The following is a 22,880-nucleotide window of genomic DNA, read 5'->3' as shown; positions in this document are numbered from 1 at the left end:
GGCACGCGCCGCGCGACGTCTGGTTGCGGTAACGCGACGAACGCGGCACACACGGCATTCGATCAGCCTGAAAGTGAAGCCCATGACCGCATCCCGTTCCCGCGCCCTGTTCGTCCGATTGCTCGCGGGTTCGGTGCTGGCAATCGCAGCGCCAGCCGTCGCGCAGACGACCAACAACGCGCCCGGCGCGGCGGCGGCGCGGACCGAGGCCCCCAAGGCGCGGCCGTGGATGAACACCGCGCTGAGCGCCGATGCGCGTGTCGACCTGCTCCTCAAGGAGATGACGCTCGACGAGAAGCTGCAACTCACCTTCGGCTATTTCGCGACCACCGCCGACTGGCAGAAGACGCCGATCAAGAATTTCGTCTATCCCAAGGACGGCCTGCCCGCGTCCGCTGGGATCGTGCCGGGCATCCCGCGCCTCGGCATCCCGAACCAGTGGCAGACCGATGCCGGCGTCGGTGTCGCCAGCCAGCGCGGGCCGACGCCGCGGCTGCGCACCTCCCTGCCGTCGGGGATCGCGACCGCATCGACTTGGAACCCGGACCTCGCACAGGCGGGCGGCGCGATGATCGGCAACGAGGCGTTCCTGTCGGGCTTCAACGTCCAGCTCGCCGGCGGGATGAACCTGACGCGCGAACCGCGCAACGGGCGCAATTTCGAATATGGCGGCGAGGATCCGTTGCTGGCCGGAATCATCACCGGGCACGAGATCAAGGGAATCCAGTCGCAGCACGTCGTCTCGACGATGAAGCACTACGCCTTCAACGGGCAGGAGACGAACCGCTTCACGATGGACCACAGGATCGGCGAACAGGCCGCGCGCCAGTCCGACCTGCTCGCGTTCGAGATCGCCAACGAGGTCGGCCAGCCTGGCTCCGTCATGTGCTCGTACAACCGCGTGAACGGCCATTATGCGTGCGAGAACGACTGGCTGCTCAACACCGTGCTGAAGCGCGACTGGGGTTTCAAGGGCTATGTCATGTCTGACTGGGGCGCGACGCATTCGACCAGCGAGGCGGCTAATGCCGGGCTCGATCAGCAGTCAGGCTGGGCGTTCGATCGCTCGGCGTACTTCGCGGATGCGCTGCGTGAGGCGGTCAACAACGGCCATGTCAGCGAAGCGCGCGCGACCGACATGGCGCGGCGCGTGCTGTGGGGAATGGTCTCCGTAGGCGCGTTCGACACGGTCGTCGCGGGCGACCGCGCGACGACGATCGATTACGCCGCTCATGCAGCAGTGACACGCGCGGATGCGGAGGAGGGCATCATCCTCCTCAAGAACACCGCCGGGCTCTTGCCTCTGGCCAAGACCGCCAAGTCGATCCTGCTGATCGGCGCGCATGCGGATGTCGGCGTGCTGTCGGGTGGTGGTTCGAGCCAGGTCTATTCGCCGAACGCGCCGACCAATGGCCTGATCGTGGCGGATGGGTTCCCGAGCGGCTTCCCCGGCCCCAAGACCTATCACGCGTCGTCGCCGATGAAGGCGTTGCAGGCACGGACCGGCGCGACGGTGACCTATCTTGACGGCAAGGACGTCAAGGCGGCCGCCGCGGCGGCGCGGAAAGCGGATGTCGTCGTCGTGTTCGGCGAGCAGTGGACCGGCGAGTCGATCGACGCGCCCGATCTGAATCTGCCCGACAACCAGAACGCGCTGATCGATGCGGTCGCGCGCGCGAACACCAAGACGGTTGTCGTGCTCGAAACCGGTGGCCCGGTGGTGATGCCGTGGCTGGGCAAGGTCGGCGCGGTGCTGGAGGCATGGTATCCCGGCACGGCGGGCGGCGAGGCGATCGCGCGCGTGCTGACCGGCGAGGTCAACCCGTCGGGGCATCTGCCCGCGACCTTCCCCGCGTCGCTCGCGCAGACCCCGCGGCCCGTGTTGGAGGGCGATCCGAAGCTCGACCGCGATGCGCATCCGATGGGCAATTACGACATCGAGGGCGCGGCGGTCGGCTATAAATGGTTCGACAAGACCGGCGCCAAGCCGCTGTTCCCGTTCGGCTACGGACTGTCCTATACGAATTTCGCCATGAGCGGTCTGACCGCCGCGCCCGAGGACAAGGGCATCAAGGCCGGCTTCTCGGTGAAGAACACCGGCGCCGTACAGGGCAAGGCGGTCGCGCAGGTCTATGTGTCGGGCGCAGGCTGGGAAGCGCCCAAGCGGCTCGGGGCTTTCCGCAAAGTCGACCTCGCGCCCGGCAGCGATCAATCGGTGTCGGTGACGATCGATCCGCGCCTGCTTGCGACGTTCGACACGACGACCGGCGGCTGGAAGATCGCGGGCGGCGACTACAAGGTGATGCTCGCCACCTCGGCCACTGACATCGTCCAGACGGTGACGGTGCGCGTGGCCGCGCAGACGCTCGATCGCAGCGGCAAGTGAGCCGTCGTTTCGTGCGACTGCTGCTCGCGCTGTGTGCGGCGATGTCGAGCACGCTCGCGGCGGCGCAGGACCAGCTCGTCGATCCCAACACCGTGCGCCCATCGCGCGAGGCCGGGCGGACCGCCAACGGCCTCGCGATGACGCCGCCGATGGGGTGGAACAGCTGGAACAAACACGGCTGCAAGGTCACCGAACAGGTGATCCGCGACACCGCCGACGCGATCGTCGCGAACGGCATGAAGGCGGCGGGATACGGCTATGTCGTGATCGACGATTGCTGGCATGGCGATCGTGACAAAGACGGCTTCATCACCGCCGACGCCAGCAAGTTCCCGTCGGGGATCAAGGCGCTGGCGGATTACGTCCATGCGAAGGGCCTCAAGTTCGGGATCTACTCCGATGCCGGGCGAAAGACTTGCGGCGGGCGTCCCGGCAGCCAGGGACACGAGTATCAGGACGCGCTGACTTATGCGCGCTGGGGCGTCGATTATCTTAAATACGACTGGTGCTCGACTGGCGTGCGCAATGCCGAAGAGGCCTATGCGCTGATGTCGGACGCGATCCGCGCAACCGGCCGCCCGATGCTGCTTTCGATCTGCGAATGGGGCAACAACCGCCCGTGGGAATGGGGCGCGAAGATCGGCAACATGTGGCGTACTACCGGCGACATCCGCGATGCGTGGGCGGGGCCGGTGACCTATTCGCTCGGCATGATGGACATCGTCGACAAGAACGAGCCGCTCTATCCGTTCGCGGGGCCGGGCCACTGGAACGATCCGGACATGCTCGAGGTCGGCAATGGCGGGATGACCGACACCGAATATCGCGCGCATTTCAGCCTGTGGGCGATGATGGCGGCACCGCTGATCGCGGGCAACGACGTCGCGAAGATGGACGGCCCGACGCGCGCGATCCTGCTGAATGCGGACGTGATCGCGGTCGATCAGGATACGCTCGGGATGCAGGGGCGGCGGGTCCGCGACGATGGCGATCACGAGGTCTGGGCGCGACCGTTGGCGGACGGAAGCCGGGCGGTGCTGTTGCTGAACCGGGGAACGACGCCGGCCGAGATCGCGGTAGCATGGCCGGAGATTGGTTACACGGCCGGGATGGCGTCTGACGTGCGCGATTTGTGGTCGGGGACGACACGGCGCCTGCGGGAGGGACGGTTCTCGGCGATGGTCCCGCCGCACGGCGTGGTGATGGTAAAGGTGACGCCGAATTAGTTTGTGGAAGTAGGGGGCCGTGAACTTGCTCCAATCCCGTTCGTTCCGAGTAGCGATCGCATAGCTCTGCAGGGGCGTATCGAGACGGCGTATCGAAGGACAGTTGGCGCGCGGAACGTGTACCTCGATACGCGATCTCGATACGCTGCTGGCGCAGCTACTCGGTCTCTACTCGGCACGAGCGGGACGCGGTTAGCGACAAACGGACGCGAGGGCAGGGCGGCTTCGCACGCGTCGGACTGCGCGTCGGATTTAAACGATCCTCCCCCGCCAGGGGGAGGTGGCTGGCTTTAGCCAGACGGAGGGGGAGGTAAGGAACAACCCCGGTTCCGTGTCCTCCCCCTCCGTCACCTTCGGCGCCACCTCCCCCTTGCGGGGGAGGATAGCCAAGTCTCAGCCCTTGGCCTTCATCGCCGCGATCCGTTCGTCGACCCGGCGTTCCAGGATCGTCAGTGGCATCGCACCTTCCTTCAGGATGTCGTGAAACTGCTTCAGGTCGAACGTGTCGCCCAATGCGGCCTTCGCCTTCACCCGCGCCCGCGTCCATGCCATGTGGCCGACCTTGTAGCTGCAAGCCTGACCCGCCTGCGTGTAATAGCGCTCGACCTCGCGCTGCGTCCGCGGTCGCGCAAAGCCGGTCGTCGCGACCATATAGTCGGTCGCCTTCTCGCGGCTCCAGCGTTTCGCGTGAATGCCGGTATCGACCACCAGACGCGTCGCGCGGAACAGGAACGACTGGAGATAGCCTGCGCGCTCCAGCGGCGATGCATACGCCCCGAGCTCGTCGGCCAGCTGCTCCGCATACAGCGCCCAGCCCTCCGAATAGGCCGAGAAGAAGCCGATCTTGCGCAGCGTCGGAATGTCCTTCGATTCCTGCGCAAGGCTGATCTGGAGGTGATGCCCCGGCACACCCTCGTGATAGGTGAGCGACGGCAGCGTGTATTTCGGCCAGTCGCCGACGTCCTTCAGATTGACGAAGTAGATTGCCGGGCGGCTGCCATCGAGCGAGGCGCGGTTGTAATAGCCGTTCGAGGCGCCGTCCTGGATCTCGACCGGCACCGCGCGGATCTCGAGCGGCTGCGTCGGCACTTCGGAGAAGGCCTGGGGCAGCTTGGCGTACATCGCCTTGATGCCGTCGTTCAGGCCGGCGATCAGCTCGGTGCGCCCCTCCGCGGTGTTCGCGTAAAGCTGGTCCGGAGTCACGTTGAGCTTCGCCAGCCGCTCGCCGACCGTGCCGGTCGTGAAGCCCTGCGATTTCAGGATCGTGTCGAGCTGCGCGGTGATCTCGGCTACCTGTGCGAGGCCGATGCGGTGGACCTCGTCGGGGCTCATCGTTGTCGTCGTGGCCTGGTTCAGCGCCATCGCATAGATCGCGTCGCCGTTCGGCACGCGCCATATCCCGTCGCCGGGCTTGGTGGTCGGCTTCAACCGCTCGATCAGCGCGATCTGGCGGTCGAGCGCGGGATAGACCTTGCCCTCGACGATCTTCGAAGCGCGCGCCTGCCAGTCGCCGGCAAGACCCTTGGCCGCCGCACGCTTCACCAATGACTGGACGATGCTCGACGTCGCCGCCGGCTGGCTGCGCAGTTTCCGCATCTGTCCCAGCGTCAGGTCGAGCGACCAGCCGGGTGCGAGCAGGCCACGTGCCGCCTCGGCCTGCTGCATCGCGCTTTCCTGGTCGAGCACCGTGCCGAACTGATCGAGCCGCGACAGATACGCCTCCGCATCCGGGGTGGCGTTGATGGTGTGCGCGGTGTTGAGGAAATCGGGCACCTGAAAATAGGCGCCGCCCTGCTGGAAGATCCGGTAGGGGCGGATCGGGCTGTCCATGCCGAATTTCTCGGGCGCGGCGATCTGTGTGGCGAGCGAATAGCGCACGACTTCGAGGTTCAGCTTGGCGGCAGGCGACAGGCCCGCGCCGTCGTAGCGGGCCAGGCTGGCGAGCGCGACTTTGGTCTCGCTCACGTCGCGTGCGCGCTTTTCCGGCGTGCGCGGCGATAGCTGGCTCTTCAGGCTCGCGAGCGGTCCCTTGTCGAGGCCAAGCGACGTCGCGAGTTCTGGCGACCGGGCGACGCTCGCCTGGAAGATCCGCTCGAAATCGGCGTTGAGCGCGGTGTCGCCGCTCGACTGCGCAAAAGCCAATGAGGGCAGCAGCGTGGTGGCAAGCGCGGCGACGCCGCCCGATGCGAGGAACTGGCGACGATCCATGACGAACTCTCCCGTGAACTTTCGCGCATCTAAGCCGATCGCCGCGCGGACCGCCAGCGCTTCGGGATCGGAATTTCGGCGCGTCTGCGACCGGAACCGGCGTGGAAGATGCGTCCGTCGCGAAACCGCCGGAACAAGCGCGGATATCGTCGGTTTGACCCGAGAGCCCGGCGGTGTCCTTACCCCCCCGAAGGATGCCGTCGGGTGTATGCGTAGGTGAGGTAGACGTGCGAAACGAGACATCCAGGCGTGAAGCCGGCGCACGATTGCACGATGTCGGCGAAACGTTGCGTTCGTCTTGGCAGACGCCGACGGACACGATGATCACCGAAGACATTCCGACATTGCTGACGCGCCTGTCTCAGGTGCCGAAGACCCGCAAGAAACCGTAATTCGACCGGCCCGGCGTGCAGCCGGACCGATCGTGCATCCCGACTTCAGCTCGTCGGCGCTGCCTTCTTCGCTGGGTCCTTCATGGACTCGATCAGCTTTTTCACTTCCTGGCTGCGGCCGCGTGGCATGATCAGGACGTCGTTACCGCTCGCGACCACGATCAGATCCTCGACCCCGACCAGCGAGACGCGAACGCCGTCGCTGCGGACGAAGCAGTTCTTCGTATCGATTGCGAGCACGTCACCATCGCCGTGGCTGCGGTGCGCGTTGCCGTCGCTGTCGGTGTCGCTGATCGCGTGGAGTGCGTCCCAGCTGCCGACGTCGTTCCAGCCCATCGCGACCGGCACGACCGCGACACGGTCGGCCTTTTCCATCACCGCATAATCGATCGAATCGTCGGGCGAGGCTGCGAAGGCGACCGCGTCGGGGTAGATGCGGGTCCCTTCGGTACGCGCCTTGTCCATCGCCTCCTGCGTGGCGGTCAGGATGCCCGGATCGAACTGTGCGAGCGCTTCGAGGTAGGCGTCGGCAAGGAACAGGAATATGCCGCCGTTCCAGGCATGATCGCCGCTCGCCAGCATCGACTGCGCCTTGTCGAGCGGGGGCTTCTCGACGAACCGCGCGACGCGGTTGACGCCGGGCTGGAGTTCGTCGCCGATCTGGATCCAGCCATAGCCGGTCTCGGGCGCGTCGGGTGCGATGCCGAACGTGACCAGCCACCCTTGCGTGACGAGCGGCATCGCCGCCTCGATCGCCGCGTGGAATGCCGCGACATCGCCGATAACGTGGTCCGACGGCATAACCAGTAACGCGTCGCCGCCCCCCCCCGCCGCAATAGCCGCCAGCGCGATGGCGGGCGCGGTGTTGCGACCGGTGGGCTCCAGGATCAGCGCCTGCGGTGTTGCGCCAGCTTCTGCAAGCTGCTGCTCGACCAGATCGGCGTGGCGCGCGTTGGCAACCACGATCGGCGCGGCAAATCGCTCGCCGAACGCCCGCCCTGCCGTTAGTTGCAGCATCGTCTCATCCGCCGTCAGCGCGAGCATCTGCTTGGGCATTTCAGGGCGGGACATCGGCCAAAGGCGCGTGCCCGATCCGCCTGACAAGATAACGGGAACGATTTTGCGTGCGGTCATGAATCCTCCGAGTGGCGCTGAGCTATAGCGGAGCGGCCACCGGTGCCAATCGCCGAATGTATCGATTGGATGCGCGGTCTTCAGGCTTTTTTCGTGTTTTCCTGCGAAACCAAGCGTTCAGGTGTCGGTAGCATTTACAAATAACCTGTCGGGAAGCGTTGCATGATACGGCTCTTCAAGCATTACGTGCCGCATACCGTGCTTCTGCTCGGGCTGGTCGACATGATCCTGCTGATCGTTTCGGCAGAGCTGGGCTGGGTCGTTCGCGCGCATCAGATCGGGATGGTGGTCGAGCCGATCGCCACCAGGATCGCGCAGTTGCTGACGTTTGCGATCGCGTTGCAGGTCTCGCTGGTCGCGGTCGGGGCGTACGGCGTCGCTTCGTTCCTGTCGCTCCGGTTCGCCGCCGCGCGTCTGGCCGTGGCGCTCGCGCTCGGCGTCATCTTCTTGTCGTTCATCTTCTTTCTGGTTCCCGCACTTACCTTCTGGCGATCGAACCTGTTGTACTCCACCATCATCGCGACCGTGCTGCTCGTCACCGTGCGGGCGTTGCTCGGGAAGACGCTCGGCGGCGAGACGTTCAAGCGTCGCATCATCGTGCTGGGCGCCGGCAAGCGTGCGGCGCAGATTCTCGGATTGTCCGAACAGCCCGGCATTAATTTCGTCGTCGCGGCTTTCGTCTCCATGGGGGAGGCGGATCCCGTCGTTGCGACCGTCACGCCGCGCGCCGACATTCCGAACCTGGCGGCGTACATCGTCGATCAGAATGCCAGCGAAGTCGTCCTCGCGCTCGACGAGCGACGCAACGCCTTGCCGATGAAGGATCTGTTGCGGGTCCGCACGACCGGCGTCCAGGTCAGCGAGATTTCGAGCTTTCTCGAACGTGAAACGGGGCGCATCGACCTGAAGAGCGTCAATCCGTCCTGGCTGATCTTCTCCGACGGCTTCGCATCGAGTCGCATGCTGTCGAGCGTCTTCAAGCGTGCGTTCGACATCATCGCGAGCGGGCTGTTGCTGATCGTGACGCTGCCGATCATCCTGCTCACCGCAATCGCCATCAAACTCGAATCGAAGGGCCCGGCCTTCTACCGCCAGCGACGAGTCGGGCTCTACAACGAGGGCTTCGACATCCTGAAGCTGCGTTCGATGCGGCAGGATGCCGAGGTCGCGGGGACGGCGGTCTGGGCGGCGGAGGACGATCCCCGCATCACCCGGGTCGGTCGTTTCATCCGTAAGGTCCGGATCGACGAACTGCCGCAGACCTGGACCGTGTTGAAGGGCGAGATGAGCTTCGTCGGGCCACGCCCCGAACGCCCGCAGTTCGTCGAACAGCTCGAGGATCAACTGCCCTTCTATGCCGAGCGGCACATGGTGAAGCCCGGCATCACCGGTTGGGCGCAGATCAACTATCCGTATGGCGCGTCGATCGAGGATGCCCGGCACAAGCTGGAATACGACCTCTATTACGCGAAGAACTACTCGCCGTTCCTCGACATGCTGATCCTGTTGCAGACGTTGCGCGTGGTGCTGTGGCCGGTCGGCGCACGCTGAACACGGCATGATGGCGACGCTCATCCTCTGGAGCCATGCGCTCGCCGCCCTCGTGTTCGGGGGGCTGGGCGTAGCGCAACTCCGCGGCGGTGCTGGGCATTGGCCGCACGGCGCGTTCGTCACGGCCTTGTTCGCGACGAGCCTCTGGGCATTGGCGGTGGCGGGGATCGATGCCGGCCATGTCGCACCACGCATCGCGGAAAGCGTCCGCAATATTGCGTGGCTCGGTTTCATGCTGGCGCTGGTCCGGCGGGATCGGACAGGGAATTTCGCGTTGGGGGCGGTCTATCTGCTGGTCGTCGCGATCGCGGTGATGAGTGCCTTGATGGCAATAGCGGAAATGGCGCCGATTGACCGCGAGGCCGTGGTGGCGGTCGGCACCGCGCGGCTGGTCTTCCGCATGATGACCGCGGTCAGCGCACTGGTGCTGGTCCACCATCTCTATCAGGCGGCTCCGGCTTCGCGCGGCGGGATCAGGCTGGTCATGCTGGCGCTGGGGGCGATGTGGGGCGCTGACCTCGTGCTGCTCACGCTGTATTATTTTCAGGCCGACTGGGTGTCATGGCTGTCTGCGGTGCGCGGCATGACGATGGTGGGCGTGGCAGCGGTGTTGATGATCGCGGTGCATCGCAGTGGAGACTGGACGCTCGCGCTGTCGCGGCCGGTGACGATACGGGCGCTCACGGCGATCGGAATCGTGCTGTACGTGGGCATCGTCGCGCTCGCGACCAGCCTCGCCGGTAGCTATGCCGGGCCTTATTCCCGCATTGCACAAACCGCGATCGTGTTCGGCGCGACCGCGACCCTCATGACGATGCTGTCGACGCCGTGGCTGCGCGCGTGGACCAAGGTGAAGATCGCAAAGCACCTGTTCCGTCATCGCTATGATTACCGTGCCGAATGGCAGCGCTTTACCGATACGCTGGGCATGTCGGGCACGCAGTTCGATGGTCATCCCGAACCACTGGGAACACGGGTCGTGAAGGCAGTGGCAGATCTGACCGATTCGCCCGGCGGCCTGTTGCTGGTGCCGGATGGCGCATCGCTTGAGGTGAGCACGACGTGGAACTGGCGCGACACGACCGAGAGCGGCGGCGAAGCGTTGGCGCGCTATCTCGGCAATGGCGCCCGTATTATCGAACTCGATCCGGTCCGCACGGGCGATGCGCTCCACGAAGAACGGGCGAGCGTTCCGACGTGGCTGTCCGACTGTCACGAAGCCTGGGCGATTGTGCCGCTGCTGCACGGCGGCAACCTGGTCGGTGCGATCGTTCTCGCTCGCCCGCCGGTCGACCGTGCGCTGGACTGGGAGGATTTCGATCTGCTCCGCGTCGCCGGGCGGCAGGCGGCGAGTTATCTGGCGGAGGATCGCGCGCATACCGCACTGGCGGACGCGGCGCGCTTCGACGAGTTCAACCGCCGCTTCGCGTTCATCCTGCATGACATCAAGAACCTCGTCAGCCAGCTGACACTGGTTGCGCGCAATGCCGAACGCCACGCCGACAATCCCGATTTCCGCGTCGACATGATCGCCACCCTCAAGGACTCCTCCGATCGCATGAACGCGCTGCTCGCACGCCTGTCGCAGCATAATGCCGCGCCCAGCGAACCGCTCCAGCCGGTCGATGTCGGTGCGCTGGTCGAACGCATCGTAGCCGCGCGGAAGAGCCAGCATCCGATCGCGGCACGGGTCGTACCGGCGCTCGCGCTTGGCCATGCGACGCGGCTCGAACAGGTGCTGGGGCACCTCGTCCAGAACGGCATCGAGGCAAGCAGCGTCGACGATCCGATCACGCTGTCGATCGACGCGCAGGGCGATCGCGTGGCGATCGACGTGATCGACCAGGGCTGCGGCATGACGCCGGGGTTCGTACGCGACCAGCTCTTCCGCCCGTTCGTATCGTCCAAGCCGGCCGGGTTCGGCATCGGCGCGTTCGAGGCGCGGCAGCTCGTCCAGGCGATGGGCGGTACGCTGGAGGTCACGAGTCGCGAGGGGCAGGGAACGCGCTTTCGGATAACGTTGCCTGCCGCGACCGTGATGGAGGCGGCGGCATGAGCGGGGCCACGACCGAAAGGGGCCGGCCCGTCCTGTTGATCGTCGAGGACGACGCCGGGCTACAGCGGCAGCTTCGCTGGGCCTATGAAGGGTATGAGATCGTCGTCGCGAGCGATCGCACGCAGGCGCTGGACGCGGTGCGCGCGCATGAGCCGGCGGTCGTGACGCTCGATCTCGGCCTGCCGCCCGACCCCGACGGCGTGAGCGAGGGCTTTGCGACGCTGCGCGACATCCTGGCGATGAAGCCCGACACCAAGGTGATCGTCGCATCCGGGCACGGTGCCCGCGAAAGCGCGTTGCAGGCGATCGCCGATGGTGCCTGGGATTTCTACGCCAAGCCGATCGACATCGACGCGCTGGGCATGATCGTCGGCCGCGCCTTCCACGTCCATGCGCTCGAAGCCGAAAACAGCCGGCTTGCCGCACGCGTCGAGGCAGGCGGGTTCGGTGGTCTCATCAGCGCGTCCCCCGAAATGGCGGTGGTTACGCGGACGCTGGAGCGGGTCGCCCCCGCGAACGTGTCGGTGATGCTGCTCGGTGCCAGCGGCACCGGCAAGGAGTTGCTTGCACGGGGGCTGCACGCCGCATCGCCGCGATCGCGGGGAAGTTTCGTCGCGATCAACTGCGCGGCGATCCCGGAAACCCTGCTCGAAAGCGAATTGTTCGGACACGAGAAGGGCGCGTTCACCGGCGCGATCAAGACCGTCCAGGGCAAGATCGAACAGGCGGCCGGCGGCACGCTGTTCCTCGACGAGATCGGCGACGTGCCTCTCGCGCTGCAGGTCAAGCTGTTGCGGTTCCTCCAGGAGCGCGTGATCGAGCGCGTCGGCGGGCGCAAGGCGATCCCTGTCGACACGCGGATCGTGTGTGCGACTCATCAGAATGTCGACGCGATGGTCGCCGACGGACGCCTCCGCGAAGACCTGTATTACCGGCTTGCGGAGATCGTCGTGCGCATTCCTCGGCTGGCCGACCGGACCGGCGACGCGGTATTGCTCGCACGCCACTTCGTGACGCGCTACGCCGTGGCCATGAACCCCGTCGTCACCGGCCTTGCTCCCGACGCGCGCGCTGCGATCGATGGCTGGGGCTGGCCGGGCAACGTCCGCGAACTTGAGAACCGGATCAAGCGCGCGGTAATCATGGCGGACGGAAAGCTGGTCACCGCGACCGATCTCGACCTCGACGGCAAGGCGGAGGAGGCTACCGCGCTGAACCTGCGCGCCGCCCGCGAGCTCGCCGATCGCAAGGCCATCCGTCAGGCACTGGTCCGCGCCGACGGCAACATTTCCGGCGCGTCGCGTCTGCTGGGAATCAGCCGGCCGACGCTGTACGATCTGCTCAAGAGCTATGATCTTCATGTCTGAGGCCGTGTCTGGATCGGGCTCGCGGGCAAGTCGCTATCCGCTGCTGCGTCGCAAGCGGCGGCGGCGGAGCGTGAAGTTGCCCGCCATCCTGACGGGCAATCGCGCAAGGATCCTCGCGATCGCCCTCCTGAGTCTGGCGCTCGTCGCCGTCGCGATCGCTCTCGCTTTGCGTCCGCCGCCGCCCAATGCGCGCCGGTTGCTCATCGACAGCCTGAACACGCTGAATGCCGGGAATTACAGCGCTGCCCGCACCAACGCGCAGCACGCGATTGCCGCCGAACCCAGGCTTGCCCTTGCGCATGCCGTGCTCGCCCGCGCCTATCTCGAGCTCGGTGACGGTCTGGCCGCGGAAGCCGAACTGGCGCGCGCGACGGATGCCGGGCTGTCCGCCGATCGTCTTCATCAGCTGTTGGGGCATGCACGGCTGCTGCAAGGCGATGCCGACGGCGCACTCGACGAAGCCGCTGAGGCGCTGCCGCGCTATGCCGGTTATGCCGCAAGGATCCAGGCGCGTGCGCTCGCGTCGCAAGGCGATGGCGTCCAGGCGCAGGCGGCGCTTCGCGCGCTGCTCGATCGCGCGCCGAACGATGCGGCGGCATGGACCGATCTCGGGCGTATCCGGCTGACCGCCGGCGATGTCGGCGGCGCGTCGGTCGCGGCGGCGCGTGCAGCGACGCTCGCCCCGCGCGAGCCCGCCGCACTGACCTTGCAGGGCGAGGTCGTACGTAGCCGTTACGGGCTGGTCGCCGCGCTGCCTTGGTTCGCAGCGGCGTTGCGGAGCGATGCCTATTATCACCCCGCCCTGATCGAATATGCCGCGACGCTGGGCGAACTGGGTCGCAACACCGAGATGCTGGGCGCCACCCGCAATGCGCTGCTGGCGCGGCCGGGCAGCCCGCAGGCGCTGTATCTCCAGGCGGTGCTCGCCGCGCGTGCCGGGCGGACCGCATTGGCGCGCACATTGCTGCAACGGACCGGGGGCGCGATTGCGGGCTTGCCGGGTTCGCTCCTGCTGTCGGGCAGTCTGGACTATGCGGAGGGCAAGCCCGAGCAGGCGGTCGCCGCGTGGCGGCGGCTGGTCGCGGTGCAGCCCTTGAACGTCACCGCACGGCAGTTGCTCGGCGCGGCATTGCTCCGCTCGGGCAACCCCCGCGAGGCGCTCGATGCGTTGCGACCGATCGGAATGCGTGCCGACGCGGACAGCTATTCGCTGACGCTGATCGCGCGCGGGTTCGAAGCGGTCGGCGATCAGGCGTCCACTGCGCAGTACCTCGATCGGGCGGCGACGGGGCCGATCGCGCCGGCTGCGACATTTGTCACCGACGATGCGGTCGGTGCGCTGATGGCGGACGCCGACGGCGCCGCCGGCGACCCGACCTATGTGTTGGGCGTGATCCGCGGTCTAGTCACGCGTGGCGACTTTGGCGGGGCCGTAGCGCGCGCGCGGGCGCTGACCGTATCGACGCCTGGCGCGCCCGCGGCGCAACTGGCGCTGGGGGATTCACTGGCCGCCGGGGGACGCTACGGCGAAGCGGCCGGCGTGTACGCCCGCGCGGCCGACCTGTCGTTCGACGAACCAACCATGCTGCGTCTGGTCGACGCGCTCGGCCGTGCCGGGCGGGCGGAAGATGCGAGCGCGGCACTCGCGCGGTATCTGTCGCAGAATCCGCAAAGCCTGGCGGGGCTGCGGCTGCTCGGACACTGGCAGGTCGCGTCCGGCGACTGGGACGCTGCGATCGAAACGCTCGAAGGGGTACGGCGACGCGTCGGCAATCGTGACGGTGGCGTGCTGGTCGATCTCGCGCTGGCCTATGCCGGCAGCGACGACGGCGCGATCGCGGTGCGATACGGGCGAGCCGCCTACGGACTGTCGCCGATGAGCGCGGCGGCGGCGGATGCTTATGGGGTCGCTCTGGCCGCAGACGGCAATCTCGACGGCGCACGGCAATTGCTGGTCAAGGCGACTCGACTGGCACCGGGCAATGCCGCGATTGCGGATCATCTTCGCCAGCTCCGCTGAACGCTTGCCTGACGGGCATCGCGTCGCCAGAAGCCGCGTATGACCGATCCTCTGGACCGCATCGCTGGCGCACTGGAGCGCCTGTCTCCACCGCCACCGCCCGCCGCCGATCCGCTGGCGCATCCCGCTTATCTCTGGCGCGGTAATGCGCTCCAGCCGGCGCGTGCGTTCGCGCCGTTGCCGCTCGCCATGCTGATCGGGGTCGAACGGCAAAAGACATCGCTGGTCGCCAACCTGCGCCATCTTGCCGACCGGCACGCGGCGCAGGATGTCTTGCTCTGGGGTGCACGCGGCACCGGCAAGTCCGCGCTCGTCAAGAGCGCCGTGGCATTCTTGCAGGCCGAAGGCGGCGATATCGCGCTGGTCGAAGTCTCGGAGCTCGCAGGACTCCCAGCGCTGTTCGCCTTGCTTGGGCCGGTCGATCGCGCCTTCGTGCTGTTTGTCGACGATCTGGGATTCGACGTCCCGGCCGAGGCGCGGACGCTGCGATCGATGCTGGAGGGTGGGGCGGAACCACGGCCAGCCATCGTCCGGCTGGTGGTAACGGCCAATCGTCGCCACCTGGCACCACGCGACATCGCCGAGCAGGAGAGCGCGATCAATCCCCGGGATTCGGTCGACGACCATCTTGCACTGGCAGACCGATTCGGTCTCAGCCTTGGTTTTCATGCGCTGGATCAGGAGGGGTATCTGGCGATCGTCGCGGCATATGCGAAGGCGAACGATCTGTCGTTTGAGCCTGGCGATGCGATCGGCTGGGCGACACGTCGAGGAAGTCGATCGGGTCGGGTAGCGTGGCAGTTCATCGTCGATCTGGCGGGCAATGCGGGAAAGCCGCTCTAGCCAAGATTCGAACCGGTAACGTTATGAGCGTACCGGGAAACGAGTGGGCCGACGCGATTGGCGTCGGCCCGAAACGCTTAGTTGCTGTCCGAATCGTCATCCTTGACGATTGCGACAACACCGATGGCAACAACGCCAGCAGCGATCAGGGCAGCGATGATACCGCCGCCAGCTGCTTCGCTCTTGCCCTTTGCAACCGTGCCAGCGCGAACGTTCGCGACCGACAGGCTTGCAGGTGCTGCGGTTGCCGCAACCGAGGTGGACAGCATTGCGACAGCAAGTGCGCTGCCGGTAAGGGCCTTGAGCTTCATAAAAATCTCCAAAAACAAGTCGTGGCAATATGATGCAACGCAATATTTGTCAATGCGTTCCAACCGGTTTTGAACCCGGCTAAACGTTAGTACAAATATCAGGCAGTGCCGTCGACTTGCTCCGCAAGTTCCAACCAGCGCAATTCCGCTGCTTCCTTTTCCGCACGTGCCTTCTCGATCGCGGCCGTCAATTTCGCGAACGTCGCATGGTCGCGCATGTAGAGATCGGGCTTGGCGAGCTTGACCGCATCGACCGCCATCTGCGCGTCGAGTTCTTCGATTCGCTTCGGCAGCAGCTCATAGTCGCGTTGGTCCTTGTAGGTCAGTTTCGCGCGAGGCGCCGCTACTGCGGGAGCGGTCGCGGCGACCTTCTTCGACGCACGCTTGCCGGTGGTCGTCGAGACGCGACGCTTTTCCCAATCCTCGTAGCCGCCGGCGACGACATCGACCGTACCCGAGCCGTCGAGCCCGAGCGTGATCGTCACGGTGCGGTCGAGGAAGTCGCGGTCATGGCTGACGATCAGGACGGTGCCGTCGTAATCGCCGATTACCTCCTGCAACAGGTCGAGCGTCTCGAGATCGAGATCGTTGGTCGGCTCGTCGAGCACGAGAAGGTTCGACGGCTTGGCAAACTCACGCGCCAGCAACAGCCGCGAGCGTTCGCCACCCGACAGCGAGCCAATCTTCGCGTCGACCATGTTCGGGTCGAACAGGAAGTCCTTCAGATAGCCGTGGATATGCTTCCGAACGCCGAGCACGTCGATCCATTCGCCGCCATCGACGACGACTTCGCGGACCGTCTTCTCAGGCGCCATCAGGCTGCGCTGCTGGTCGATCACCACCGCGTCGAGAGTCTGCGCCAGCTTGATCGTGCCGCTGTCCGGTTGGATCTCTCCCGTCAGCAGCTTGAGCAAGGTCGACTTGCCAGCGCCGTTGCGGCCGACGATGCCTATGCGATCGCCGCGCGTGACCCTCAACGTCAAGTCGCCGATGATCGTGCGGTCGCCGTACACCTTGGTGACGTTCTTCGCGTCGATCACGACCTTCGACTTGGTGTCGTCGCTCGCGGTGGTCAGGTTCGCCGAGCCCTGCGGTCCGATCATCGACGCGCGTTCGGCGCGCATCTCGTGCAGCTTGGTGAGACGCCCCTGGTTGCGCTTGCGCCGCCCGGTGACGCCGCGCAGCAGCCAATGCTCCTCGAGCTTGAGCCGCGCATCGAGCTTCTCGGCCTGGCGCTGTTCCTCGGCATAAACCTGCTCGGTCCACGCCTCGAACCCGCCAAAGCCGATCTCCGCGCGTCGGATCGCACCGCGATCGAGCCACAGCGTCTGCTTGGTGAGGCGAGTCAGGAAGGTACGGTCATGGCTGATCACGACGAACGCGCCGCGGAAGCGCTTGAGCCAGTCCTCGATCCACTCGATCGCGCCGATATCGAGATGGTTGGTCGGCTCGTCGAGTAGCAGCACGTCGGGGTCCTGCGACAGCGCACGGACGATCGCAGCGCGACGCCGCTCGCCGCCCGACGCCGACGCCGCCTCGCGCGAAAGGTCGATGCCAAGCTGATCGGCGATCGAATCCGCCTCGTAGTTCACCGGCGCATCGTCGCCCGCCATCACGTAATCGCGCAGCGTCGCGAAGCCGCGCAGATCGGGCTCCTGCTCCAGGATCACGACGCGGGTGCCGGGGACGATCGTCCTGCGTCCCTCGTCCGCCTGGACGCTGCCGCCGAGCAGTTTGAGCAAGGTCGTCTTGCCGGCGCCGTTGCGGCCGATCAGCGCGAGCCGGTCGCGCGGTCCGATATGGATGTCGAGATTGCGAAAGAGCCATCCCGAGCCCTGGACGAGTCCGAGGCCTTCGAATGCTAAGATTGGTGCTGCCATGTTCGCGCCACGTAGGGGTGCGAAGTGATGCAGGCAAGTTACACCGCGCGGGCTTCGTGCTGTCGGCGGCCTGTCGCGATCATTCACAGGCTGTTCAATGCGGGAGGCCTATGCCACCGCCATGAAGATGCTGCTTTTCCCATCAACCTTGCTGGCAACCCTGGCCGCTGCGCCGTTCCTGATGGGTGCCGCCCCCATGCTGGCGGGCGAGCCTCCGCAGCGCCGCAGCGACCAGATGTCGGCGTTGCAGGCGCGCAAGACCGGAGCGCCGTCGTTGCGCGAGATAGAGTCCCGCGTGATCCCGACGATGCGGGGCGCGCAGTATCTCGGCTCGGACTATGATTCGGGCAGCGCCATTTACACGCTGAAATTCCTGCGCGATGGAACCGTCATCTGGGTCGACGTCGATGGCCGTAATGGCCAGATCGTCGGCCGCACGGGTCGCTGAACACTGTAATCGAGAGGATTGTCATGCGCGTTCTGATCGTCGAGGACGAGCCGAATCTCGGCCAGCAACTGAAGAACACCCTGGAAGGAGCCGGCTACGCGATCGACCTCGCGGTCGATGGCGAGGAAGGGCATTTCCTCGGCTCGACCGAGAATTACGACGCGGTCGTGCTCGATCTCGGCCTGCCCGAAATCGACGGGCTGACGGTTCTCGATCGCTGGCGGAAAGAGGGCAAGACGATGCCCGTGCTGGTGCTGACCGCGCGCGACAGCTGGTCGGACAAGGTCGCAGGGCTCGATGCGGGCGCCGATGACTATGTGGCGAAACCGTTCCAGAGCGAAGAGCTGATCGCGCGTCTGCGGGCGCTGATCCGCCGTGCGTCGGGCAACGCCTCGTCCGAGCTGACGGCGGGCGACATCCGCCTCGACACGCGCAGCGGCAAGGTCACGCGCGCCGGCGAGCCGGTCAAGCTGACCGCGCAGGAATACAAGCTGCTCAGCTACCTGCTGCATCACAAGGGCAAGGTCGTCAGCCGGACCGAGCTGATTGAACATATCTACGACCAGGATTTTGATCGCGATTCGAACACGATCGAGGTGTTCGTGACGCGCATCCGCAAGAAGCTCGGCCAGGACGTGATCACGACGATCCGCGGGCTTGGCTACAGCCTCGAAGATCCGGACGCCTGATCGGCTTCTGATGGACAGCGCGCCGATATCCGCCTCACTCAAAGCCGAGGCGCCCATTCGCGTACCGGCCGCGGTCAAGGGTTCGCTGTCGCGGCGGATGATCCTGATCGCGGCTGTGTGGATTGTCGTGCTACTCAGCGGCGGTGGGTTTGCTCTCGACAGCGTGTTGTCGACGGCGGTGACGCGCAATTTCGATGATCAGCTCGAATATGTGCTGCGATCGCTGCTCAATTCGTCCGAGATTGGCCCAGAGGGCGAGGTCATCTTCACGCGCGAGGCTGTCGCCGACCAGCGTTTCCTGGAGCCGTATTCGGGGCTCTATTATCAGGTGTCCTCCAAGGGGCAGGATGACCTTTTGTCGCGTTCGCTGTGGGATCGAAAGTTAGCTTTCGGCAGCTCGCACGATGATCGAACGGCACATTTTTACGACAGCACGCAGTTTCCCGACGAAAAGCTGCGGATCGTCGAGCGCGATGCGGTAATTCCCGGATCGAAGGTGCATTGGCGCTTTCAGGTGGCGCAGAGCCGCGACGGGCTCGACGCGCAGATCACGACGTTGCGGCGGACGCTCGTGCGCAGCTTCGCGCTGCTCGCGCTCGGGCTGATCGTGATGGCCGCGCTACAGACCTTCTACGGGCTCTGGCCGCTGCGCCGGGTACGTGAGGAGATCGCGCGGATGCGGGCGGGTCAGTCGAACCGTGTGTCGAGCGCCATGCCGGTCGAGGTCGCGCCAATGGTCGAGGAACTGAACGCACTGATCGAGCATAACGAGCGACAGGCAGAGGAGGCTCGGCGCCATGCTGGCAACCTTGCGCATGCGCTGAAGACGCCGCTGACGGTGATCATGAACGCGGCGACGGCGCAGTCGGACGATCTGGCCGACACGGTGATCCGCGAGGCGCGGACGATGCGGCGGCAGGTCGACCATCACCTCGCGCGGGCGCGGGCTGTCGGGCGGCGTGGGTCTGCGCATAGTCGTGCGGATGTTTGGCCGAGCCTTGAGTCGGTCGAGCGGGCTGTCGGCCGGCTGTACCGGCATGTTCGCATCGACGTGACCGGGCCGCGTGGGTTGCAGGTTCATGTCGAGCGGCAGGATCTCGACGAGATGCTCGGTAACCTGATTGAGAACGCCGCGAAATATGGTGGCGGCAGCGTGTTCGTGACGGTCGGCGCGCAGTCGGGGTTCGTCGAGTTCCTGGTCGAGGACGACGGGGTCGGCATTCCGGAAGAGGAGCGGGTGCGAATCTTTGATCGGGGTGTGCGGTTGGATACGGGCAAGCCGGGGACGGGGCTCGGGCTGGCGATCGTGCGTGATGTGGCGGAGATTTACGAGGGGACGGTCGCGCTGGAGGAGAGTGAGGATCTTGGTGGTTTGCTCGTGCGGCTGAGGTTGCCTGCAGCGAATTAGCACTTATTCCCGTTTTCCTGCGAACGCAGGAATCCAGGGTCGAGAGCGTCGGCGCTTGTGACCCTGGGCTCCTGCGTCCGCAGGAGAACGGCACGGACTACCCCCGCGAGCGCGCCTGCCGATACGTCCCCAGAACGCGCAGCCACTTCGAATGGAACCCCAGTTCCTCCAGCGCATGGTCGAGGTTCGCGTCGCCGGGCTTCCCCACCACGTCCGCATAGAATTCCGTCGCGGAGAAGCTGCCGTTGCGCTGGTAGCTCTCCAGCTTGGTGATGTTCACCCCGTTGGTCGCGAACCCGCCGACCGCCTTGTACAGCGCGGCGGGGACGTTCCGCACTTCGAAGATCAGCGTCGTCATCCACTCGCCGCCGACCGGCTCCTGCGCGGCGGGAGGCTTGCCGCCGCGCGCCAGCACCACGAACCGCGTCGTGTTGTGGTCCGCATCGGCGATGTCGGTCGCGAGTAGATCCAGCCCGTACAGCCCCGCAGCAGCGGGCGGCGCAAGCGCGGCGATCGTCGGGTCGCCCAACTCCGCCACCACCGCTGCCGCGCCGGCGGTGTCGGGATAGCTCACCGGCTCGATCCCGTGCGCCTTGAGCCAATGGCGGCATTGGCCGAGTGCCTGCGGATGGCTCATCGCCTTGCGGATGCCGTCGCGCGGGCCGCACGCCATCAGCGCGTGGCGGATCGGCAGGAAATGCTCGCCGGTGATGACCAGACCCGATTCGGGGAGCAGGAAATGGATGTCCGCCACGCGGCCGTGGAGCGAATTCTCGATCGGGATGATCGCGCAATCGGCGCGGCCGTCCTTCACCGCGTCGATCGCGTCGGAGAAATCGAAGCAGGGCAGGGGCAGGCCGTCGGGGAACGCCTCGACCGCGGCGACATGGCTGTTCGCGCCCGGCGCGCCTTGGAACGCAACCGCGCGCGCAGGGTCGGCGGCGGCGGCGTCGGTCATCCGCGCGACGATCGGGCGGGCGGGTGCGGCGAAGTTTTCCATGCGCTGGCCGAGTAGAGAGCCGCCGCCCACCAGACAAGCGCGGCTTGCGGTGCGCGCCTGCGTTTTCTATGGCTATTCCAAACAGAACAGGGCGGATGCACAAGATGGACAATCGGACCAATACGATCGCCGGCTGGGTGCTCGCAGGCTGTGGTGCGGCGCTCGGGCTGTCGATCGTCGGCGGGATGATGTTCCACGGCGAGCGCCCCGAGAAGATGGGCTATGCGATCGAGGGTGTCGTCGCCGAGGGCGGCGAAGGCGCCGCCGCCGACGTGCCGATCGCCTCGTTGCTGCCTACCGCCGACGCCGCCAAGGGCGCCGAAGTGTTCAAGAAGTGCGCCGCCTGCCATACCATCAACCAGGGCGGCGCGAACGGCGTCGGCCCGAATCTGTACGGCACGGTCGGCGAGGAAATCGCTAAGGGCAAGAACGGCTTCGCCTTCTCGTCGGCGCTGGCCGGGATCGGCGGCAAGTGGGACTTCGACAAGATGAACGCGTGGCTGACCTCGCCGCGCAAGTTCGCGCCGGGGACGAAGATGACCTTCGCAGGTCTCGGCAATGCGCAGGACCGCGCGAACGTGATCCTGTATCTCAACCAGCAGGGCTCGAACGTGCCGTTGCCGGCGGCACCTGCGGCTGGCAAGGATGCCGCGGCGAAGGATCAGCCGGCGACGGCGAATGCAGCGGAAGCTGCGGTAACAGAGGGCGCGCCGACTGCGGACATCGCGAATACCGGAACGCCGGCCTCCGGTGCACCATCGGTCGATCCAGAAGCAGCCCGCAAGGGCGCTCGCTCGGAGAAGTAACCTTCCTACTCCCTCTCCCCTGCGGGGAGAGGGCTGGGGTGAGGGGCAGCCAAGCAGTGCGGCGCCTAGAACAGCCCCTCACCCCAGCCCTCTCCCCGGAAGGGGGAGAGGGAGCAGAAGGGGCGCCCCCCCGAGTAAGGCTCAGCCCTCAGCGGCTTCCTTCTCGGCACGCTCGCGATAGAACGACTGCACCGCGTCCCATGCCTCGTCCGCGGTCTCGACGTAGCGGAAGATCCCCAGGTCCTTCTCGCTGACGACGCCTTCCTCGACCAGCGCGTCGAAGTTCACGACCCGCTCCCAGAACTGGCGCCCGAACAGCAACACGGGAATCGGCTGGATCTTGCCCGTCTGGATCAGCGTCAGCAGCTCGAACAGTTCGTCGAACGTCCCGAACCCGCCCGGAAACGCCGCCAGCGCGCGGGCGTGGAGCAGGAAGTGCATTTTCCGCAGCGCGAAATAGTGGAACTGCACCGACAGCGACGGCGTGACGTACGGGTTCGGTGCCTGCTCGTGCGGCAAGACGATGTTCAGCCCGATCGACTCGGCGCCGACGTCGTCCGCGCCGCGGTTGGCCGCTTCCATGATCGACGGGCCGCCGCCCGAACACACCACGAACTGCCGCCAGCCACGCTCGTCGCGCGGCAGGACGCTGACCTTGGCGGCCAGTTCACGCGCGACGTCGTAGTATTTCGACTTCTCGACCAGCCGCTCGGCGATCTTCTTCGACTTCTCGTCGGTCGCGAGCTTCAGCAGCGCCTGCGCCTTCGACGGCTCGGGAATGCGCGCGGAGCCGTAGAACACGAAGGTCGATCCGATCTTCGCCTCGTCGAGGACGAGTTCGGTCTTCAGCAGTTCGAGCTGGAACCGCACCGGCCGCAGGTCTTCGCGCAACAGGAAATCCATGTCTTGGAAGGCGAGCCGGTAATGCGGGTGCTGCGTCTGGGGGGTGGAAACGGAGTCGCGGGCGGACTCGGCATCCTGGCTGGCGTTCGCGAAAACGCGCGCGGGTACTCGTGTATCTGTCATTCAGGCGGGATTAGAGGAAACGCGTGGGCAGGGCTAGAGTATCCGTTGTGATCAAGCGGGCTTCTCGATCCATTTGCGGTCGGCTTTGAGCAACGTATTTGCCAGGATGATGAGCTTGCGCATTATTGC

At 65.9% G+C, this 22,880-nt stretch carries 17 protein-coding genes; 11 read left to right on the top strand and 6 right to left on the bottom strand.

The window, feature by feature from the left end; translation table 11 throughout:
* Positions 1-82 precede the first annotated feature (82 nt).
* Complete coding sequence (locus C8J45_RS14675) at positions 83-2,386, top strand: glycoside hydrolase family 3 C-terminal domain-containing protein (RefSeq protein WP_107963889.1); 2,304 nt, start codon at positions 83-85, stop codon at positions 2,384-2,386.
* Complete coding sequence (locus C8J45_RS14670; protein ID WP_258191473.1) at positions 2,383-3,612, top strand: glycoside hydrolase family 27 protein; 1,230 nt, start codon at positions 2,383-2,385, stop codon at positions 3,610-3,612. Before C8J45_RS14675 ends, C8J45_RS14670 begins: the two co-directional genes overlap by 4 nt.
* Positions 3,613-4,005: 393 nt before the next feature.
* On the opposite strand, the gene C8J45_RS14665 is transcribed toward C8J45_RS14670, so the two are convergent.
* Together C8J45_RS14665 and C8J45_RS14660 are read right to left on the bottom strand one after the other, a co-directional pair.
* Positions 4,006-5,820 (bottom strand): DUF885 family protein, encoded by a 1,815-nt coding sequence (locus tag C8J45_RS14665; protein WP_107963888.1) that lies wholly within the window; start codon positions 5,818-5,820, stop codon positions 4,006-4,008.
* Positions 5,821-6,257: 437 nt separating this feature from the next.
* Positions 6,258-7,346, bottom strand: coding sequence for a mannose-1-phosphate guanylyltransferase/mannose-6-phosphate isomerase (locus tag C8J45_RS14660; protein ID WP_107963887.1), 1,089 nt, complete (start codon positions 7,344-7,346; stop codon positions 6,258-6,260).
* 162 nt (positions 7,347-7,508) lie between these two features.
* Between C8J45_RS14660 and C8J45_RS14655 the strand changes: the two genes are divergently transcribed.
* From C8J45_RS14655 to C8J45_RS14635, 5 genes are all read left to right on the top strand, one after another.
* Entirely contained in the window at positions 7,509-8,897 is a 1,389-nt protein-coding gene (locus C8J45_RS14655; protein WP_107963886.1) for a TIGR03013 family XrtA/PEP-CTERM system glycosyltransferase, read from the top strand.
* A 10-nt stretch (positions 8,898-8,907) separates the two neighbouring features.
* A complete protein-coding gene (gene prsK / locus C8J45_RS14650; protein ID WP_107964017.1) occupies positions 8,908-10,953 on the top strand; it encodes an XrtA/PEP-CTERM system histidine kinase PrsK in 2,046 nt (681 codons plus the stop codon).
* Positions 10,950-12,320, top strand: coding sequence for a PEP-CTERM-box response regulator transcription factor (prsR, locus tag C8J45_RS14645; protein ID WP_107963885.1), 1,371 nt, complete (start codon positions 10,950-10,952; stop codon positions 12,318-12,320). The genes prsK and prsR overlap by 4 nt, the downstream gene beginning before the upstream one ends.
* Positions 12,321-12,390: 70 nt before the next feature.
* Complete coding sequence (locus tag C8J45_RS14640) at positions 12,391-14,340, top strand: tetratricopeptide repeat protein (RefSeq protein ID WP_258191472.1); 1,950 nt, start codon at positions 12,391-12,393, stop codon at positions 14,338-14,340.
* A gap of 39 nt (positions 14,341-14,379) precedes the next feature.
* Positions 14,380-15,183, top strand: a complete 804-nt coding sequence (locus C8J45_RS14635) for a DUF815 domain-containing protein (protein WP_107963883.1) — start codon at positions 14,380-14,382, stop codon at positions 15,181-15,183.
* Positions 15,184-15,260: 77 nt separating this feature from the next.
* On the opposite strand, the gene C8J45_RS14630 is transcribed toward C8J45_RS14635, so the two are convergent.
* A complete protein-coding gene (locus tag C8J45_RS14630; protein ID WP_107963882.1) occupies positions 15,261-15,494 on the bottom strand; it encodes a hypothetical protein in 234 nt (77 codons plus the stop codon).
* Between the two features lie 98 nt (positions 15,495-15,592).
* Complete coding sequence (locus C8J45_RS14625) at positions 15,593-17,374, bottom strand: ABC-F family ATP-binding cassette domain-containing protein (RefSeq protein WP_107963881.1); 1,782 nt, start codon at positions 17,372-17,374, stop codon at positions 15,593-15,595.
* 121 nt (positions 17,375-17,495) lie between these two features.
* Between C8J45_RS14625 and C8J45_RS14620 the strand changes: the two genes are divergently transcribed.
* The 3 genes from C8J45_RS14620 (at position 17,496) to C8J45_RS14610 (ending at position 19,919) form a co-directional block, all read left to right on the top strand.
* Positions 17,496-17,822: a hypothetical protein gene (locus C8J45_RS14620; RefSeq protein ID WP_107964016.1), complete on the top strand. Its 327-nt coding sequence runs from the start codon at positions 17,496-17,498 to the stop codon at positions 17,820-17,822.
* 23 nt (positions 17,823-17,845) lie between these two features.
* Positions 17,846-18,511, top strand: a complete 666-nt coding sequence (locus tag C8J45_RS14615; RefSeq protein ID WP_056061146.1) for a response regulator transcription factor — start codon at positions 17,846-17,848, stop codon at positions 18,509-18,511.
* A gap of 97 nt (positions 18,512-18,608) precedes the next feature.
* A complete protein-coding gene (locus tag C8J45_RS14610) occupies positions 18,609-19,919 on the top strand; it encodes an ATP-binding protein (RefSeq protein ID WP_181321234.1) in 1,311 nt (436 codons plus the stop codon).
* A 97-nt stretch (positions 19,920-20,016) separates the two neighbouring features.
* Here the strand turns inward: C8J45_RS14610 and C8J45_RS14605 are convergent, their stop codons facing one another.
* Positions 20,017-20,919 (bottom strand): prephenate dehydratase, encoded by a 903-nt coding sequence (locus tag C8J45_RS14605; protein WP_107963879.1) that lies wholly within the window; start codon positions 20,917-20,919, stop codon positions 20,017-20,019.
* Positions 20,920-21,023: 104 nt separating this feature from the next.
* Between C8J45_RS14605 and C8J45_RS14600 the strand changes: the two genes are divergently transcribed.
* Positions 21,024-21,725, top strand: coding sequence for a cytochrome c family protein (locus tag C8J45_RS14600; protein ID WP_107964015.1), 702 nt, complete (start codon positions 21,024-21,026; stop codon positions 21,723-21,725).
* A 141-nt stretch (positions 21,726-21,866) separates the two neighbouring features.
* On the opposite strand, the gene C8J45_RS14595 is transcribed toward C8J45_RS14600, so the two are convergent.
* Positions 21,867-22,751, bottom strand: coding sequence for a TIGR00730 family Rossman fold protein (locus C8J45_RS14595; RefSeq protein ID WP_107963878.1), 885 nt, complete (start codon positions 22,749-22,751; stop codon positions 21,867-21,869).
* Positions 22,752-22,880: the final 129 nt, after the last annotated feature.

The organism is Sphingomonas sp. PP-CE-3G-477, assembly GCF_003050745.1.
Taxonomy (GTDB): domain Bacteria; phylum Pseudomonadota; class Alphaproteobacteria; order Sphingomonadales; family Sphingomonadaceae; genus Sphingomonas.
The sequence above is the reverse complement of the archived record's forward strand: the minus strand, read 5'-3'. Positions and strand labels throughout refer to the sequence as shown.

Bases quoted from the DNA above. Each gene is read 5' to 3' on its own strand.
- C8J45_RS14675 (WP_107963889.1), top strand. From the start codon at position 83: ATGACCGCATCCCGTTCCCGCGCCCTGTTCGTCCGATTGCTCGCGGGT.
- C8J45_RS14665 (WP_107963888.1), bottom strand. From the start codon at position 5,820: ATGGATCGTCGCCAGTTCCTCGCATCGGGCGGCGTCGCCGCGCTTGCC.
- C8J45_RS14660 (WP_107963887.1), bottom strand. From the start codon at position 7,346: ATGACCGCACGCAAAATCGTTCCCGTTATCTTGTCAGGCGGATCGGGC.
- C8J45_RS14655 (WP_107963886.1), top strand. From the start codon at position 7,509: ATGATACGGCTCTTCAAGCATTACGTGCCGCATACCGTGCTTCTGCTC.
- prsK (WP_107964017.1), top strand. From the start codon at position 8,908: ATGGCGACGCTCATCCTCTGGAGCCATGCGCTCGCCGCCCTCGTGTTC.
- prsR (WP_107963885.1), top strand. From the start codon at position 10,950: ATGAGCGGGGCCACGACCGAAAGGGGCCGGCCCGTCCTGTTGATCGTC.
- C8J45_RS14635 (WP_107963883.1), top strand. From the start codon at position 14,380: ATGACCGATCCTCTGGACCGCATCGCTGGCGCACTGGAGCGCCTGTCT.
- C8J45_RS14630 (WP_107963882.1), bottom strand. From the start codon at position 15,494: ATGAAGCTCAAGGCCCTTACCGGCAGCGCACTTGCTGTCGCAATGCTG.
- C8J45_RS14625 (WP_107963881.1), bottom strand. From the start codon at position 17,374: ATGGCAGCACCAATCTTAGCATTCGAAGGCCTCGGACTCGTCCAGGGC.
- C8J45_RS14620 (WP_107964016.1), top strand. From the start codon at position 17,496: ATGAAGATGCTGCTTTTCCCATCAACCTTGCTGGCAACCCTGGCCGCT.
- C8J45_RS14615 (WP_056061146.1), top strand. From the start codon at position 17,846: ATGCGCGTTCTGATCGTCGAGGACGAGCCGAATCTCGGCCAGCAACTG.
- C8J45_RS14610 (WP_181321234.1), top strand. From the start codon at position 18,609: ATGATCCTGATCGCGGCTGTGTGGATTGTCGTGCTACTCAGCGGCGGT.
- C8J45_RS14605 (WP_107963879.1), bottom strand. From the start codon at position 20,919: ATGGAAAACTTCGCCGCACCCGCCCGCCCGATCGTCGCGCGGATGACC.
- C8J45_RS14600 (WP_107964015.1), top strand. From the start codon at position 21,024: ATGGACAATCGGACCAATACGATCGCCGGCTGGGTGCTCGCAGGCTGT.
- C8J45_RS14595 (WP_107963878.1), bottom strand. From the start codon at position 22,751: ATGACAGATACACGAGTACCCGCGCGCGTTTTCGCGAACGCCAGCCAG.